Origin of the sequence: Paenibacillus sacheonensis (assembly GCF_009909195.1) — a bacterium.
In the GTDB taxonomy this organism is placed as follows: Bacteria; Bacillota; Bacilli; order Paenibacillales; family Paenibacillaceae; genus Paenibacillus_Z; species Paenibacillus_Z sacheonensis.
The window spans coordinates 543,645-559,575 of record NZ_JAAAMU010000002.1 but is presented as its reverse complement, the minus strand read 5'-3'; the positions used below and the strand labels follow the sequence as shown (position 1 = coordinate 559,575).

16 protein-coding genes and 1 pseudogene are annotated in these 15,931 nt (G+C 48.2%); 13 read left to right on the top strand and 4 right to left on the bottom strand.

The genetic code is table 11. From position 1 onward, the window contains the following. Positions 1–211 precede the first annotated feature (211 nt). The 5 genes from GT003_RS05475 to GT003_RS05455 all read left to right on the top strand — a co-directional run bounded on the left by GT003_RS05475 (position 212) and on the right by GT003_RS05455 (position 5,205). Positions 212–979: a nucleotidyltransferase domain-containing protein gene (locus GT003_RS05475; protein WP_161695221.1), complete on the top strand. Its 768-nt coding sequence runs from the start codon at positions 212–214 to the stop codon at positions 977–979. Positions 980–1,391: 412 nt separating this feature from the next. Then, positions 1,392–3,005 (top strand): GMC family oxidoreductase, encoded by a 1,614-nt coding sequence (locus GT003_RS05470; protein WP_204798982.1) that lies wholly within the window; start codon positions 1,392–1,394, stop codon positions 3,003–3,005. A 104-nt stretch (positions 3,006–3,109) separates the two neighbouring features. Beyond that, the gene (locus tag GT003_RS05465) at positions 3,110–3,529 is read left to right on the top strand and encodes a DUF1259 domain-containing protein (RefSeq protein ID WP_161695217.1); all 420 of its coding nucleotides are present in this window, start codon (positions 3,110–3,112) and stop codon (positions 3,527–3,529) included. 47 nt (positions 3,530–3,576) lie between these two features. Next, positions 3,577–3,993, top strand: coding sequence for a DUF1259 domain-containing protein (locus GT003_RS05460; RefSeq protein WP_161695215.1), 417 nt, complete (start codon positions 3,577–3,579; stop codon positions 3,991–3,993). 246 nt (positions 3,994–4,239) lie between these two features. Beyond that, positions 4,240–5,205, top strand: coding sequence for an aldo/keto reductase (locus GT003_RS05455; protein WP_161695213.1), 966 nt, complete (start codon positions 4,240–4,242; stop codon positions 5,203–5,205). Positions 5,206–5,219: 14 nt separating this feature from the next. On the opposite strand, the gene GT003_RS05450 is transcribed toward GT003_RS05455, so the two are convergent. The 4 genes from GT003_RS05450 to GT003_RS05435 are packed head-to-tail and all read right to left on the bottom strand — an operon-like array spanning position 5,220 to position 7,478. After that, entirely contained in the window at positions 5,220–5,384 is a 165-nt protein-coding gene (locus GT003_RS05450; RefSeq protein ID WP_161695211.1) for a hypothetical protein, read from the bottom strand. Between the two features lie 2 nt (positions 5,385–5,386). After that, a complete protein-coding gene (gene arsC, locus GT003_RS05445; RefSeq protein WP_161695209.1) occupies positions 5,387–5,812 on the bottom strand; it encodes an arsenate reductase (thioredoxin) in 426 nt (141 codons plus the stop codon). Positions 5,813–5,856: 44 nt separating this feature from the next. Beyond that, a complete protein-coding gene (locus tag GT003_RS05440) occupies positions 5,857–7,149 on the bottom strand; it encodes an arsenic transporter (protein WP_161695207.1) in 1,293 nt (430 codons plus the stop codon). Positions 7,150–7,163: 14 nt separating this feature from the next. After that, on the bottom strand, positions 7,164–7,478 hold the full coding sequence (locus tag GT003_RS05435) for an ArsR/SmtB family transcription factor (RefSeq protein WP_161695205.1): 315 nt from the start codon (positions 7,476–7,478) through the stop codon (positions 7,164–7,166). Positions 7,479–7,685: 207 nt separating this feature from the next. Between GT003_RS05435 and GT003_RS32410 the strand changes: the two are divergent. The 8 genes and pseudogenes from GT003_RS32410 to GT003_RS05400 all read left to right on the top strand — a co-directional run. Further along, positions 7,686–7,826: pseudogene (locus tag GT003_RS32410) on the top strand (hypothetical protein); the annotation flags it as partial. Between the two features lie 371 nt (positions 7,827–8,197). Continuing rightward, positions 8,198–8,932 (top strand): YheC/YheD family protein, encoded by a 735-nt coding sequence (locus tag GT003_RS05430; protein WP_161695203.1) that lies wholly within the window; start codon positions 8,198–8,200, stop codon positions 8,930–8,932. A 424-nt stretch (positions 8,933–9,356) separates the two neighbouring features. Next, positions 9,357–9,794 carry an SNARE-associated domain-containing protein gene (locus tag GT003_RS05425; RefSeq protein ID WP_161695201.1) on the top strand — a complete coding sequence of 146 codons (438 nt, stop codon included), beginning with the start codon at positions 9,357–9,359 and terminating at the stop codon, positions 9,792–9,794. 218 nt (positions 9,795–10,012) lie between these two features. Then, a complete protein-coding gene (locus GT003_RS05420; RefSeq protein WP_161695199.1) occupies positions 10,013–11,488 on the top strand; it encodes a sensor histidine kinase in 1,476 nt (491 codons plus the stop codon). Continuing rightward, positions 11,485–12,171 carry a response regulator gene (locus GT003_RS05415; protein WP_161695197.1) on the top strand — a complete coding sequence of 229 codons (687 nt, stop codon included), beginning with the start codon at positions 11,485–11,487 and terminating at the stop codon, positions 12,169–12,171. The genes GT003_RS05420 and GT003_RS05415 overlap by 4 nt, the downstream gene beginning before the upstream one ends. A gap of 323 nt (positions 12,172–12,494) precedes the next feature. Then, a complete protein-coding gene (locus tag GT003_RS05410) occupies positions 12,495–13,892 on the top strand; it encodes an MBOAT family O-acyltransferase (protein ID WP_161695195.1) in 1,398 nt (465 codons plus the stop codon). Positions 13,893–13,907: 15 nt separating this feature from the next. Beyond that, on the top strand, positions 13,908–15,134 hold the full coding sequence (locus GT003_RS05405) for a DHHW family protein (protein WP_161695193.1): 1,227 nt from the start codon (positions 13,908–13,910) through the stop codon (positions 15,132–15,134). A gap of 76 nt (positions 15,135–15,210) precedes the next feature. Then, on the top strand, positions 15,211–15,912 hold the full coding sequence (locus tag GT003_RS05400) for a response regulator transcription factor (protein WP_161695191.1): 702 nt from the start codon (positions 15,211–15,213) through the stop codon (positions 15,910–15,912). Positions 15,913–15,931 lie beyond the last annotated feature (19 nt).

Below are 15,931 nucleotides of genomic sequence, written 5' to 3'. Positions count from 1 at the left end.
GCGCCGGCCGCCCGCTCCTGCAGTTGAACGAGCTTAGATCCATAGTCTATTCGCCTGGAGCAGTTTGTCGCAGCGACAACTGCTCCTTTTGTCGTTAAGCATTTGGGCAGGATAGTTGAATGATTCCGCGAATAAACTTATGTCATGACGAATTAACGAAGTTCGCAAATAGACGTTAGCCGAAAGATTTTCTTAGTTTAGGAGGAGTCTAATGATATTAGAAAAAGTTATAAATAAAATTATAATACAAAGTGAATATAAGGATTTTGTTGATAAGTATAAAGATACTATACTTTCCGAATTTGAAGGTAAGATTCATAGCATTTATATGTGCGGCTCGATTCCAAAAGGAACTGCTACACCTTTTAAGTCAGATGCAGACTTTACTATTGTAGGCGTAAATCCCAAAGATATTGATTACGAAAGATTGTCAAATATTAAAGACAAGCTTTTGGAAGAATATCCAGTAGTAACTAAGATTGATACGATAATTTGCTCGATTGACGATGTATTAAGTAAACCAAATGAGTGGGGTTTCTGGGTTAAGATAATTTGTGTTTGCATATATGGTCATGACGTTGGTGAAAAAGTACCACCGATAATCATTTCTCCAGAATTCATTTTAGACTTAAATACAGAGACCAAGGAGGAAGTGGATCGCATACATCGTTTACTTTCTAATGCTACTGATAACACAATGAAAACTAGGTATATTAAGGGTTACTCTAAGAGATTAATTCGTGCATTATATTCTTTGGTTTTAGAAGATACAGGTGCATGGCAAGATGACATTATTAAGATGAAGAATGCCATATTAAACTATTGTGAGATTGACTCCGCTTTAGTTGATTATCTGTATGCTTCTTACTTGGATAGTAATGTACTTGTCGAAGAGTTTCTGGGAATTACAGCTGAAGTAAATAGCTATTTTGAGAACGCCTTAAATGCAATGGCTGCTTCCAGAACTTCCTTCGGCTAACACCAAATTGACGCTCCGGGTTACTCTGGGAAGCGAGTGACCACATGCAGCCCCCTAAGCCCGTCGGAACGTGACTATATTCGTTCGATTCAATATCTATCAGTAAGCGATTCTGCCCGTTACTTCAATGTAAACGGCAGCTGATATTTGACCGGCTGCCTCATATCGTCATTGAACGTGCCTTTCAGAGTACGCTGCGTATGTATAGGGGATTGCAAATTCCGAATGAGGAGTAGGTTTATCTATCGCATGCTTGCGCGATGCTCATTGCCAGACGAACTATTATTCGAAAAAACAGGGAGTAGACCATCCGCGCTGGACGGTCTATTTTTTTTATAAACAGGCACAAGTATATTGAAGATGAAATAGGCTACATAAGCTTATTGGAGGTGTTAAGTTGGGCAAAAAATTAATGTTCGACTATATTGTTGTCGGAACGGGACCGACTGGAGCGGTAATTGCCAAAACGTTATCGGACGATAAAAAGACGTCGGTCCTTCTTATAGAAGCAGGCGAGAATCGCGACAAGGATAAGGCGATCAGAGATTCCACGTTTGCCTCGGAATTAGAGATGCGCTTTTCCCCTCGGTATTTCTGGCAAGGGGAGGGAGTACCTCAAGAAGGGGTTGATGACCGCTCTTTCGAATGGACGACGGGGCGGCTTCTGGGCGGAGGTTCATCCATTAACGGGGAACAATACGTGCGGCCTACATCGGCTGTTTTTAGAGAGTGGGAAAAGCTGCTTGGACCATTATGGTCGCCTAGACGCGCAATACTTCGCTTCAAAAAATTAGAGAAGTATAACGGTCAATCGGACAATTCGCAGTTTCGAGGGTTTAGAGGGCGAATCAACATCCGGCAGGCACCGAGGAATCCGACAACGATGGCCGACAAATTAACCGCAGCCATTGAACGAGCCACCGGATATCCGGAAATTGTCGATTATAATGATCCCCGAACTCCATTAGGACCGTTTACGCGCTGGCAGCTCTATCAAAAACCGGATGGAACGAGAGAAAGCTCGTCTAGCGCTTTCTTATCATCGGATATTATGCTCCCAAACGGGAGTGGCGCGAAAGGACGGAAGCTGCGGGTATTCGTTAAGACAACCGCGCTCCGCGTTCTCTTCTCCCATACGCGCGCGATCGGAGTCGAGCTTCTCAAGGAAGGAGAGCGTCTTTGCGCATACGCCAGGAAGAAGGTTATCCTTTCGGCTGGAATCAACAGCGCTCAGCTATTAATGCTATCCGGCATCGGACCCGCCAAACTTCTTCGGCAAGCAGGCATACCTGTCGTATTCGATAATTCCAATGTCGGAAAGAACTTAAGAAACCATACGCTTAACTTTGCATCGTTCACGACGAATCCCGGTGATCAGGCCTTGCCTCAAGGTGATCCGAATGCCTTATATGCAGGCGGAGCTTTCCTGCCGGACCCTTCCGGAAAGGATCCCGACAGACGGGCCGTTCAACTTATCGGCATACCTGCCGAAGGAACGCTGACTATTGCGATCTTATGGTTACGCCCGAAAAGCCGCGGAAGCATCAAGATCCAGAATAATGACCCCTTGACCATAGGTTTGGCGGATGAAGGTTTTCTGATGAATCCGGACGATTTAGAATCGGTTAAGAACAGTTACAAAATTTACATGAAGGCTATCGCGGCGGAGCTGAAAGCAATCGATCCTTCTTATCAATTGGTTGCGCCGACCCTGGAAGAGATTGAGGACGATTCCCGGTTGGAGGCATTCATTAAGGAAAATTTTGACCATAACCACCATCAACAGGGATCATTGCGTATGGCGCCTTTAACAAGAGGAGGAGTTGTAGATCGACGAGGCCAGGTTCATGGGGTAAAGGATTTAATCGTTGCAGATGCTTCCATAATCCCGTTTACTGTCGACGGGAACACCTCGGCAGCGGCTTTTCTTATCGGCTATACGATTGCTCGGCAGCTTAAGAAAAAGGCGAACATCAATCAAAAACATAGGAAAATAAATGAACTGCACGAAGCTGACGGGGAATAATCGCGTCCGCGGACGCGGTTTTTTTTTGTTACCGGTAATTTGTCCAACTCCAATTTCCGGCCTTGAACATACATTATCCAGAACGCGACTAAAGGAGGAAAAATATGGCCGAACAAGTGAAGGTAAGCCCGCAATTCAAAAGACTCTGTATGCAATTCGGAAAAATTCTTGGAGGCGAATCAGAAATAGAGGCAGGTCCGGTTTGTTTTGTCACCCGGATGACCAAGCTCAGGGAGACGATCTTGGGGAGGAGAACGCAATCACCTCTCGTTCAAATGCAAATGTTCTCGTTTGAATCTCTCGATCGATCGGGTCGTGCTCTTTGCCTGGGCGAAACTGCCGTGCATCAAAATCAGGTTAATCGATTGATCACGAATCTCCGTAAACGGGGAATCAAAGTGACTGCGATTCATAATCACTGGCTGAAAGAAAATCCCCGCTTAATGTATATGCACTGGGAAGCCATCATGAATCCTGTTGTATTTGCTAGAAAAACCAAAGACTCCATTGCGTTCCTGGGTTAATGGCGGAGCAATGTCTATAGGTTATGAAACAAGAGAGGATGATTCGTATGGCGGTGAAAGCTAGCCCGCGTTTTATAAGGATTTGCAATCAATTCTCATCTATTTTAGGCGGTACGGAGCATGAAATCACAAAAGGCCCCGTCTGCTTTGTCTCTAGAAACAGAAAGATCAATGCCGCAATATTGGGAAGACGTACCGCGTCTCCTTTGGTTCGCTATCAATTGTTCTCGTTCGAGTCATTGGACAGTTCAGGGCGCGCACTCTGTTTAGGGGAAACGGCGCTCTTCCAAAACCAGGTAAATCGGTTGCTTTCCAATCTTCGCAAAAACGGGATAAAAGTAACGGCAGTCCATAATCACTGGCTGTTTGAGAACCCTCGTCTCATGTATATCCATTGGGAGTCGATCGATAATCCCGTTGACTTTGCGAGAAAAGTAAAACGTTCTATCGCGTTCTTGGGTTAACTCCGGACTGCGGTTTAATCGAAGTTGTACGATATAATCGCAAGCAGCTATACGTTCTCGAAGAAAAAGCCGCTCGAACTCCTTAACAGGAGTATTCGGGCGGCGTTTGCTATTTTCGCAGACGGCGGTTATTCATAGATACATAAGTTTGGACAATGGAGGGTTTAAGGTATAATCGTCTATGGGTATGCGTCAAACCGAACGTAACGCCCGTCTTTCAATTATAAAAGGACGGTGAAGGGATTCATGAAGTATACGTATTTAGGAAAGTCCGGGCTGAAGGTCAGCCGGCTGTGCCTTGGCACGATGAATTTCGGCTGGAATACGGAGGAGAAGGAAGCGTTTCGCATCATGGATGCAGCGCTCGATGCGGGCATCAATTTCTTTGATACGGCAAACCAATACGCCTTGGGCCGCACCGAAGAAATAATCGGCAGCTGGTTCAAACAAGGCGGAGGCCGCCGCGAACGCACCGTGCTCGCGACGAAGGTCTACAATGATATGCACGACGACAACGACGGACCGAACCGCGAAGCCGGTTTGTCCGCATACAAAATCCGTCGCCACCTGGAAGGCTCGCTTCGCCGTCTGCAAACGGACCATATCGAGCTGTACCAAATGCACCATATCGACCGAAACGTGAGCTGGGCCGAGCTGTGGCATGCGTTCGAAATCGCCGCGCATCAAGGCAAAATCGGTTACGTCGGCTCGAGCAACTTCGCCGGCTGGGATATCGCGGTCGCCCAGGGCGAAGCGAAAACGCGCGGTATTATCGGCCTCGTATCCGAGCAGCATAAGTACAATCTGCTCTGTCGCCTGCCCGAGCTGGAAGTGCTGCCGGCGTCGCAAAGTCTGGGTCTTGGCGTCATGCCGTGGAGCCCGTTGGACGGCGGCCTGCTTGCGGGCAACGCGCTTCGCGGCGACGCAAGCAGACGCAGCGGCGATATCGAGCGGGTGGAGAAGCACCGTCCGCAGCTAGAAGCGTTCGCCAAGCTGTGCGATGATCTTGGGGAGCGCGAGGATATCGTCGCGCTGGCCTGGCTGCTGTCCAACCCGGCCGTTACCGCGCCAATTACGGGCGTCCGTACGATCGAGCAGTTCAACCGAACGCTGCGCGCGGTCGAGCTGGAATTGGACGAAGCGACGTTGAAGCGTCTCGACGAAATTTTCCCCGGCCCGGGCGGGGATGCACCGCGCGCGTACGCGTGGTAACAGGTCGTCCTGTCCTATCGAATCGAAAAAAAGGCCCGCAGGCGATGCCTGCCGGCCTTTTTTTCGCTTTCAGTGTCGGGTGACAAGACATTTTCGATGAAGTTGCGCCAGAACGCAAGCGCCTTCTCCAGCTCTGAACAGTTGACGGCCACGTGCATCCGTTTGACCGACGCCGACATGCCTATTCACCGTCTTTCAGAAATTGCTCGATACGGGCTTTAATGGCGTCACGAACGTCCCGGAATTGGGCCATAATTTCTTCTTCTGTCCCAGCCGCTTTTGCAGGATCCTCGAAGCCCCAGTGCCATTTGATTACATTCTTGTTCAAGATCACAGGGCAATGTTCGTCGGCATGCCCACAAAGCGTAATGACATAAGTTGCGCGGTTTAACGTCTCCGTATCAATGACATTGGAGCTATTGCCGTTGATATCGACGCCAGCTTCCTTCATGGCTTGAACGGCACGAGGATTCAATCCGTGCGCTTCAAGCCCTGCACTTTTCACTTCGTATTTGTCGCTTCCAAGGGCGTTCAGGAAGCCATCGGCGATTTGGCTGCGGCAAGAATTACCCGTGCACAGAAAATAAACCAGTGGTTTGTTACTCATTTCGAATTACCCCTTTGCGCTTGAAGGATTAGTTAGCGAGAAATTCAGCCTACAATTTTTAACCATAGATAAAGGCCGGATAGCGTAATGAACAACACGGGAACCGTTAGAATAATGCCGGTCTTGAAGTAAGTGCCCCAAGAGATCCTCACGCCTTTGCTGGATAGCACATGCAGCCAGAGTAAGGTTGCGAGCGATCCGATCGGTGTTATCTTAGGACCCAGATCGGAACCGATGACGTTCGCGTAGATGAACGCTTCACGAATGATGCCCGTCGGATTTGTACCATGAATGGCTAGCGCATCAATCATGACGGTCGGCATATTGTTCATGATGGAGGAGAGAATGGCCGCGATGAAACCGGAACCTATGGTTCCGACGAACAAGCCTTGATCGCCGGTCCATTTGAAGAGATTACCCAGCTCATCCGTTAAGCCGACGTTACGAAGACCATAAACGACAACATACATCCCGATAGAGAAGACAACCACAGCCCAGGGTGCGCCTCTTACAAGCTTCCAGGTATGAATTTCCCTGCTTCGCCTGGCAAGGAACAAGAACACGAGTGCTGCTGCGCCTGCAAAAATGGATACTGGCACTTCAATAAACTCACTCGTTAAATACGCGATGAGCAGAACGACAAGGATAATCCAAGAGATCTTGAATAATCTCATGTCCTTTATCGCATCGACCGGTTTCTTCAATTGAGCCAGATCATAATTCTTCGGTATGCTTTTTCGGTAGAAAAGGAAGAGCACGAGCAAACTGGCAGCGACCGAGAAAAGCGTCGGAACAATCATCCGACTGGCGTACTCTGCAAATCCTACGCCGAAGAAGTCCGACGATACAATATTCACGAGGTTACTGACGACCAGCGGAAGCGAAGCGGTATCGGAGATGAAGCCACTTGCCATGATGAATGGAAGGATCATGCGTTCATCAAACCTCAACGCCCGGACCATCGCCAGGACGATTGGCGTCAAGATGAGCGCGGCACCGTCATTTGCGAAGAATGCAGCAACCGCGGCGCCAAGCAGAATGACATAGACGAACATGAGATTACCGTTCCCCTTGGCGAAACGAGCCATGTGAAGCGCCGCCCACTCAAAGAAACCAATCTCATCGAGTATGAGCGAAATCAGAATAACAGCCACGAACGCAAGTGTAGCGTTCCAAACAATTTGGGTGACGTCCCATACATCTTGAAAACTGACGACACCGAAGATTAACGCAATGACGGCGCCTCCACAAGCGGACCAGCCGATGTTAAGGCCTTTCGGCTGCCAGATAACAAATACTAACGTAATGAGAAAAATAATCGACGCAATAGCCAGCATAGTGCCTCCCGAGATTAGGTACAACCCTGTGATTTAAAAGCATCGATTCGTTCTTTCATGGATGGAAGTTGATCGATAACTTGTTTCAAATGAGGCTTATCTTCCACATTTAAAGAATAATAAATCCACTGGCTCCGGCGTTCTTCATTGATCAGACCACCGGTCCTTAATTTTTTCAGATGCTGACTTACGTTCGGTTGTGTCGTTTCCAATAAATCAACGATGTCGCAGACGCACATCTCTTTATGGCGAAGTAATGCCATAATCGTCAATCTGGTTTTATCGGAGAGAAGCTTAAGCGATTCGGACATTTCTTCGATGGTTTGCAAATTGGTTCAGACCCCTTTCAATACCAAAACTTCTTCGTTATTCAATTCGTATTATACACGGTTGATTATATAAGTAAATAATTATATTAGTGAACGCTGATTCAGCATCGAAAATCTCATTAACTTTCCATGGATGGCGTAATTGGGTCGGATGGGGAAACGGAAAAAGGAGATACCGTCATTTTGGCAAGGTAGTGGGTAGGGAACCTGTTTTCAAGCAGCCGGCATTGGCCTGCTGCCCAGCGTGTTAAAGCCTTATCCGATCAAAAACGGCTGCAAGTCATGTATGAATTGACCCAGAAAGGCAGCGTGTACGTTTGCGACTTGACGGATATCGTGGTGATGACTCCAATTGGGAGCTTTTATCCTCCATCGAGAATGTACCCATTTTCAATTATTAAATTTCGCTCGTATAAATAGCAGCCTATCAACTTACAGGAGGCATCGAATAGTTTGTAATACAACTCCAAGGGGAGCTATCATCGGCAATACGACGATCTTGCGAGTAGCCGGCGGGTCGAAGCAAACGTATTTGGCGAACGCGATTCGGAAGGTGAAGGCTTATTGCCAGAAAAGGTGTCCCGACTCTATTGAGGGCATTCGGAATTGCCCGTAAGTCCGTACCGTCTCTTCGCTTATCCGTCGCCGGCGTAACGGGAAAAACCGCTTCGAGCTGATGGCGATTTACAAGAACCATCTGATCTAAAAAGGAGACGACGATGACGCGATATGTAGCCAGCAAATGGAGAAAGACGGCAGCCCTAACCAAGACCAGAGCCTTGTCACGCTATGTCCCCGAGACCCAGCGAATGAACAAAACGAGCTTATTCGATTGCTTGAAACGGTACGGAATGGTGTACATCAAACCGGAATTTGGTTCCTTCGGCAATGGGGTCATGCGCGTGGAACGGTTGGAAAGCGGCTACCGGTTCCAGCTTGGCAAGACCATTCGGACTTTCGCTCAATACGGGCCCATGTACCAATCGCTCGTGCGGCAAACCGGCGGCAAACGTTATCTCGTGCAGAAGGGAATTCGCTTGCTCGAGCACGATGGCCGTAAATTCGATATCCGAGTGATGGTCCAATTATCACCCAGCCGAACCTGGGAAACGACGGGCATCATCGGTCGGGTAGCGGCGAAGGGCAAAATCGTGACCAACTACCACAGCGGCGGGAAAATCGTCTCAGCGACGCGGTTGCTTAAGGCATATTCGAGCCAACCGGAATCCAAGCTGCTAGCGCTCGCAAAGCTGGGCGTACAAGCGGGGCAGGCGATGCAAAGCGCATTCCCGGGCATTCATGTGATCGGGCTCGATATCGCGATGGACGAAACGATGCATCCTTGGATTCTGGAAGTGAATACTTGTCCGGATCCCTATATCTTCAAGAAACATCCCGATCCCGGCGTATTCAAGAAAATCATGCAATATTCCAAAGCCTATCCTAAGAAATAATGAAGAGGGAGTTCCGTTATGGGACTCTTTTTCGTTGTTTCAGCTTAATCATTCGGATTGGAATCAAGGTTTCGGCAGTCGGGACAAGCATTTCCTTGAAAATGGTGGAAATGGGCAGCATTTCTTAACCTAACCGGCAGTTAAGAGAATTTTAAGAAGTAGTTCACCATCAGTTTAGATGCATTGTTTATGCTGAGTGGAAAGATGCGGAGTCAAATTCCGTCTCGTGTGAACGGCATCGGCATCGAGGTTTCGCAGCGAATTTTCATCATGTCCTGGAAAGGAGAAACAGAACGAAAACGATTCTTCTCGTCGAGGACGACGTGACCATTACGGAGCAGGACTAGCCCAAATTTAGGACGCCTGAATTCCGATACATAGCGAAGTCATTCTGCTGACCGGAGGTGCGGCAGCGGCAAACGGTTTGATGTCCTATGCCGGCGTGGTGACGGCAGGCGTGCTCGGGAATTTTGTCGGTTCGATTATCGCCTATTATGCAGATGTCCGAGGCGGGCGGAGACTGTTAGAACGTTACGGAAAATACGTGATGTTCAATGTTTACCTGCCTAAGATGACCGAGCTGAAGCCCGGCGATTACGAAGCCGAAGTCAGCCTCCTTGGCCAAACGGGATCGAAGGCGAGCCGATACGACTTTCAAGTTTCGCAGGCTACCTATATCCAAGCGAAGACGAACCGCCGGATTCATAACGTACAGGAAAAGCCCAACCGTCATCCTATCTTCTTTATTGTCCGGGAAGTCGTTGCCATTACGCTATCCGGATTGATCGTGCTCATGGGAATTCGGAAATTAGGGCAAGCGAAAATGAAAAGGAACATCAAACGTGACGATCCTCATTTATAATCGATTCTGTATTGAAGTTGTGCGGTTCCATTGAAGTTAACAGAATTTTAAGACCTAGTTCATGACTAGTTTAGAGGCTATGTTTATTCTGAATATGCCGGCAGGGATTGGTGCTTTCATTCATTAGCCTTTATGCTTTCCAGGCTCGTCTTGTTTTCTTCGCTCGGATGCCTTATGTTTGATCGCAAAGAATCGTGAAAGCGAGGAGTGTTCCGAGCATGTCCATTCGCATGAAATTGCTACTGTCCTACGCGGCGATGCTGGTCATCCCGCTGGTCTCGATCCTGCTGGTCTCGCTGCTCATGGTCGTGTTCTTCAAAGGGGACTTGCAAAATTTAAAAGGAGTTTATGAATCCACAGAGGACCGGTTCGACCATGAAGACGTGGAACATATCGCCAAGGAGATCAAAAGATCGGCCCAACGCCAGCCTGATTTGTTGAAGGATCCCGCTTACTTGAATGAAATGACAAAAGAGTTACAGAGCAAAAACGCCTACCTGGCTGTCCGCTTGAACGGTGTGATCTTATATCGTTCGCCAGGCATTCAGCAAATACAAGAGTTGACGATGAACTTGCCTCTCTTCAAAGGGCAAGATACATTCAGTCAGTACCCGGTCAAGAAGGTCGCAAATGTAAATTATTTATATTTGCAATACGACTTTGCGTACCTTAATCAAGAGCAAGGTACGATCTTCATTATTTCCAAAATCGATCCCGTTACGTATTTCGTTCGCAAATACTTCCCGACCTTGTTCATTGCGCTGCTTTGCATTCTGGTGCTGACGCATGTATTCCTAACGTCACTCATGTCCAAACATATCATTCGACCGCTTCAAACGCTGCGAGACGCGGCTCGAGAGATCAAGGAAGGCAATTTGGATTTTACGCTTCAGATTGCCGGCAAGGATGAAATCGGCCAATTGGTCATCGCTTTCGAAGAGATGCGCTCTCGATTGCAGCAATCCATTCAAGTACAGATGCAGTACGAGAACAATCGCAGAGAATTAATCGCGAATATCTCGCATGACCTGAGAACGCCGCTTACGGCTATAAGAGGTTATATCGACGGTATTATGGAGGGAGTCGCCGATACGCCGGAGAAGAACGCGAAGTACCTGCGTACCATCGACATCAAAGCAGATGAGATGGATCACTTAATTCAAGAGCTATTCTTATACTCAAAATTGGACTTAAACCGGCAGCCATTCCAATTTGAAGCGGTAAACGTGGTGCCGTTCCTTCACGATTGGACGGAAGAGCTGCAATTCGAGCTGGAGAAAAGGAAGATAAAGTTCCACGCCGATATCGATCTTGATCCCCGCGCGAGGGTTTCTTTGGACAGAGATCATTTCAAACGGGTGCTGGGCAATATCATCCAGAACAGCGTGAGGTACATGGACAAAGCCGAGTCGAGCATCCATATGTCGGCTTACCGAGAGGGCGCCGAGATCATGCTTGAAATTACGGACAACGGAATCGGTATCGAGCAGGACGCGCTAGCGCATATTTTCGAACGCTTTTATCGCGCTGACGAATCGCGTAATGCGCATACGGGCGGGAGCGGACTCGGCCTGGCCATTGCCAAGCAAATCATGGACGGGCATGGCGGCATTATCTCGGCTTACAGCGAGCTTGGTAGCGGTACGACGATCAAGTTAAGCCTTCCCATAATGAAGGGGACTGATGAACAGTGAAAACCATTCTTCTCATCGAAGACGACGTGACCATTTCGGAGCTCCAACGGGATTATCTGGAGATAAACGGCTATAAGGTCGAGATGGCGATGGACGGCAAAACGGGCTTGGAAATGGGCTTATCCGGTTTGTATGATTTGATTATTCTCGATTTGATGCTGCCCAACAAGAACGGCTTCGAAGTATGCAAAGAAATTCGGGAAAAGAAGAATATTCCCATACTGATGGTCTCGTCTAGACGTGAGGATATCGATGTGATCAGAGGGCTTGGCCTAGGCGCGGACGATTACATCACCAAGCCGTTCAAACCCGCCGAACTCGTGGCGAGGGTGAAGGCTCATCTCGCGAGATACGACCGCCTGGTCGGCGTCGCGGAAACGAAGAACGATATCCACGTTCGGGGTCTGCGCATTGATCCGGATACAAGAAAAGTTTTCGTGAACGAAGTCGAAACCGTGCTAACGACGAAAGAATTCGACCTGCTTTATTTCCTCGCGAGGCATCCGGACCGGGTATTCAGTAAGGACCACCTGTTTGAAAAAATTTGGGGCATCGACGCCCAGGGCGATCTTCAAACGGTAACGGTGCATATCCGGAAAATCCGCGAAAAAATCGAAGCCGATTCGGCCAACCCGGCGTATGTCGAGACGGTGTGGGGAACCGGGTACCGTTTCAAAGGATAAGGGAAAGCCTGATCGGAATCAGGCTTTTTTCTGCGCGTGCTGAAAACGCTAGACAATGGGCACGATGATCTTGTAGAACTGAGGGACGTCCTCCGTGTAATATTATGAAAATAATCGCCTGGGAACTGAACAGCTTCCTGACGAGTTCCTCCTAATATCCCATCCGGAAGCCGCGTAATTCGCGGCTTTTTCTATTTTCAGCCTGCCTCGTCCAATCCTAAGCTAACGATAAGAATTTGTTAAGTTTTTCGGCACAAGCCCGTTAAGTTTTAGCTGGTACACTCCTTCTCAGATGAAGATTGAGAGGAGTTAAATGAAACATCATGGTCTTTTCCAGCTTGTTCTTCCTGTATTTGTTTCTTCCCGCCTTACTCGTTCTCTATTATGCGTGTCGTAAACCGGCGTTCCGCGTCTGGCTGCTGATCGGCTTTTCCTTCTTGTTCTACGCATGGGGTGAACCGGTGTGGGTCGTACTTCTATTATCGGCCGCCTTAACGGGTTATTTGTTTGCGCTTGGTATAGCCAAGACACGAGGGACCTGGTTGGCCAAAGCGCAATACATCGCGGCGATCGCCGTTAACATCGGCATATTAGGCTTCTTCAAGTATGTAGGCTTCTTCGTAGAAAACTTGAATGCTGTGCTGCCATTCCAGCTTGCTGAGCCCAATATTGCACTTCCAATCGGTGTTTCGTTCTTCACGTTTGAGATCATCTGCTATTTGACAGATGTGTACAAAGGAACGATACCTGCTCCTGCAACGCCTAAGAATATCTTGCTCTACGTCTCGTTCTTCCCGCATTTAGTCGCTGGTCCAATCATTCGCTACCGTGACATTGAGAAACAAATCGAGCGTCCTCAAGCATCTCTGGCAAGTTTCAGCGAAGGTGTCACCCGGTTCGTAATTGGTCTCGGCAAGAAAGTGATATTCGCCAACCTACTTGGGGAAACCGTTTCTCAACTGTTACAACCCGGTTCAGAAGATGCAACTGTTCTTGGCATCTGGTTCGGTGTTTGCTTATTCGCGCTGCAGATTTACTTTGATTTCTCGGGCTACTCCGATATGGCGATCGGTATTGGCAAAATGTTCGGGTTCGAATTACGAGAAAACTTCGACTATCCCTACGTCTCGAAGTCCGCCGGTGACTTCTGGCGGCGCTGGAACATGTCGCTCGGCGGATTCTTCCGCGACTATGTGTACATTCCGCTTGGCGGTAATCGCAAGCATATGGTACGCAATCTGTTTGTCGTTTGGTTCCTGACTGGCTTCTGGCATGGGGCGAGCTGGAACTTCATTATATGGGGACTTTATTTCGGCTTTCTCATTTATATCGAACGACAGTTCCTTGGTGCATGGCTGGATAAGCTCCCGTCGTTCTTCGCACATCTGTATGCAACGGCAGTGATGCTGATTGGCTGGGTTTGGTTCTATTTTACCGATTTGAAGGCTGCTGCAAAGGCACTGTTAACGATGTTCGGGCTCTATGGACGCGAGTGGGCGAACCAGGAACTATGGATCTATTTCAAAGAAAATCTGCTGTTGTTCGTTATCGCCATTATCGGGTGCACGCCGCTCGCGAAGAACGCGCTAACACGACTCGCACGCAGCTTCCCGCGGCTCGAGAACGCGGCGACAATCATCGGAAACGCAGCCGCACTTGCCATTGCCACAGTATTGCTGGTTGGCAGCACCTATAACCCTTTCTTGTACTACAGATTTTAATAGGAGACCACGTATATGAAAATCAATAAGAAATCGTTTGTCGCCCTCAATGCCGGGACGTTCTTACTCATTCTATTCGGACTAGGAGCATTTAATCTGCTTGGCGCCCATTCGGCGGGATTGTCTGAACTGGAGCAGCGTAAATTGGCACAAACGCCAACGTTTACATGGAACAAGTTGTTCAAGGGCGAGTATGCCCGTGAATTAGAGAGCTATTTCTCAGACAACATTGTATTTCGTTCTTCGCTTGTACAGGCAGGTGCGGGATTGAAGGGATTGAAGGGACTACCTGAGAAGAACGGAGTCAGCATTCTCGAACGCGGAGATAACACGGCTGCAAGCAGTTCCGTAACCGGCTCGGATAAAGTGAAGTATCTGATCATGAACAACCAAGCCGTGACGCTGTTCAACTATTCTGCCGAAGCAGGCAAGCAGTACGCGGCAGCGATCAACAAGTTCAAGGCATCGGTTCATTCGAATGTGCGCGTATACGCCTTACTCGCCCCGTCAGCAGCAGCTTTTCTAAATGATTCGAAGTACCGAGAGATGTCTGATTCACAGAAGGATGCTTTCAGCGCGATCTACAAGCAGTTGTCCAAAGGGGTTAATGGGGTAGACGCCTACTCCGCACTTGAGCAGCACAGGTCAGAGTATATTTATTTCCGTACCGATCATCATTGGACAGCTCTCGGCGCTTATTATGCGTACACGCAATTGATGAAGTCGATGGGGGAGAAGCCGGATTCGCTTAGCGATTATAAGAAAGGAACGATCACGGGTTTCTTAGGCTCCAGTTACAAGGCGACGCTTAGCAGCAACCTGAAGTCGCATCCAGACACAATCACCTACTATGTGCCGGATGGTGGATATACGTATACTGTGCGTACGAAGAAGAGCACAAGTCGCCAGGTTGTCGATCCTCATTATGCAACTGCTGGCAACGGGTTTTACGCGGTGTTTCTCGGGGGAGATTTCCCGGAAGGTCAGATCTTGACCGTTAACAAGAATGGTAAGAGATTAGTCGTGGTGAAAGATTCTTATGCAAATGCATTTATTCCGTTCCTAATCCCGCACTTCGAGGAGATTGATATGATTGATCCTCGCACTTATAAGGGAAGCCTTGCGGCCATCGTGAAAAGCAAAAAAATTACGGATGTCCTGTTCCTTAACAGCTCAACTGCAGCGCGGACAACAAGTTGGGCACAGCTGATGAATACAAATTTGGGGATATCGGGCAGTTAGGCATGATTTGTACAGCAAGCTTTTAATGGTATAGTGGGAACTGGAAGTAATTGTTTATTTGTCCCAGGAGGAACTTATGTCCACGAAAGAAACGATCCTCATCGTCGATGACGAGAAAGAGATTCTGAAGCTCATGGAAATCTACTTGAAGAATGAAGGCTATAAGCTATTGAAGGCGTCCGACGGACTTGAGGCTCTTGAGCTGCTAGCTAAGAACGAAGTGGATTTAATCGTCCTTGATGTCATGATGCCTCGTCTCGACGGCATCGAGGCGTGTATGCGAATACGCGAAGAGAGAGACATGCCAATCATTATGCTGTCGGCGAAAAGCCAGGATATCGATAAGATCGCAGGGTTGAGTATCGGAGCTGACGATTATGTCACCAAACCGTTTAATCCACTGGAGCTGATTGCCCGCGTTAAATCCCAGCTTCGCCGCTACAACCGGTTCGACAAGCGGACGGCTGTCAGTAAGGACGAAATTGTCATTGAGGATCTGGTCATTAATGTTGCCACGCATACTGTCACGGTAGATCAGAAGGAAGTGAAGCTGACTCCGCGCGAGTTCGCGATTCTTCATCTGCTGGCAGTTAATAAGGATATTGTGCTCAGTATGGACAAAATATACGAAGAAGCGTGGAAAGAACCCTACATGGAATCGAAAAATACGGTCATGGTTCATATTCGCAGACTTCGTGAGAAGCTCGAGTGTGATCCCCGAAATCCCCGCTACATCAAGACGGTATGGGGGATCGGCTATAAGATGGAGAGCAGCTAAGAGCAATTGCCTTGGAGGG

Excerpts from the sequence above, each read along its gene's own strand:
- GT003_RS05440 (WP_161695207.1), bottom strand. The coding sequence starts at position 7,149 with ATGCTGGCTATTGCGTCGATTATTTTTCTCATTACGTTAGTATTTGTT.
- GT003_RS05420 (WP_161695199.1), top strand. The coding sequence starts at position 10,013 with ATGTCCATTCGCATGAAATTGCTACTGTCCTACGCGGCGATGCTGGTC.
- GT003_RS05465 (WP_161695217.1), top strand. The coding sequence starts at position 3,110 with ATGGCCGAACAAGTGAAGGTAAGCCCGCAATTCAAAAGACTCTGTATG.
- GT003_RS05410 (WP_161695195.1), top strand. The coding sequence starts at position 12,495 with ATGGTCTTTTCCAGCTTGTTCTTCCTGTATTTGTTTCTTCCCGCCTTA.
- GT003_RS05475 (WP_161695221.1), top strand. The coding sequence starts at position 212 with ATGATATTAGAAAAAGTTATAAATAAAATTATAATACAAAGTGAATAT.
- GT003_RS05405 (WP_161695193.1), top strand. The coding sequence starts at position 13,908 with ATGAAAATCAATAAGAAATCGTTTGTCGCCCTCAATGCCGGGACGTTC.
- GT003_RS05400 (WP_161695191.1), top strand. The coding sequence starts at position 15,211 with ATGTCCACGAAAGAAACGATCCTCATCGTCGATGACGAGAAAGAGATT.
- GT003_RS05430 (WP_161695203.1), top strand. The coding sequence starts at position 8,198 with ATGACGCGATATGTAGCCAGCAAATGGAGAAAGACGGCAGCCCTAACC.
- GT003_RS05470 (WP_204798982.1), top strand. The coding sequence starts at position 1,392 with ATGTTCGACTATATTGTTGTCGGAACGGGACCGACTGGAGCGGTAATT.
- GT003_RS05455 (WP_161695213.1), top strand. The coding sequence starts at position 4,240 with ATGAAGTATACGTATTTAGGAAAGTCCGGGCTGAAGGTCAGCCGGCTG.
- GT003_RS05460 (WP_161695215.1), top strand. The coding sequence starts at position 3,577 with ATGGCGGTGAAAGCTAGCCCGCGTTTTATAAGGATTTGCAATCAATTC.
- arsC (WP_161695209.1), bottom strand. The coding sequence starts at position 5,812 with ATGAGTAACAAACCACTGGTTTATTTTCTGTGCACGGGTAATTCTTGC.
- GT003_RS05450 (WP_161695211.1), bottom strand. The coding sequence starts at position 5,384 with ATGTCGGCGTCGGTCAAACGGATGCACGTGGCCGTCAACTGTTCAGAG.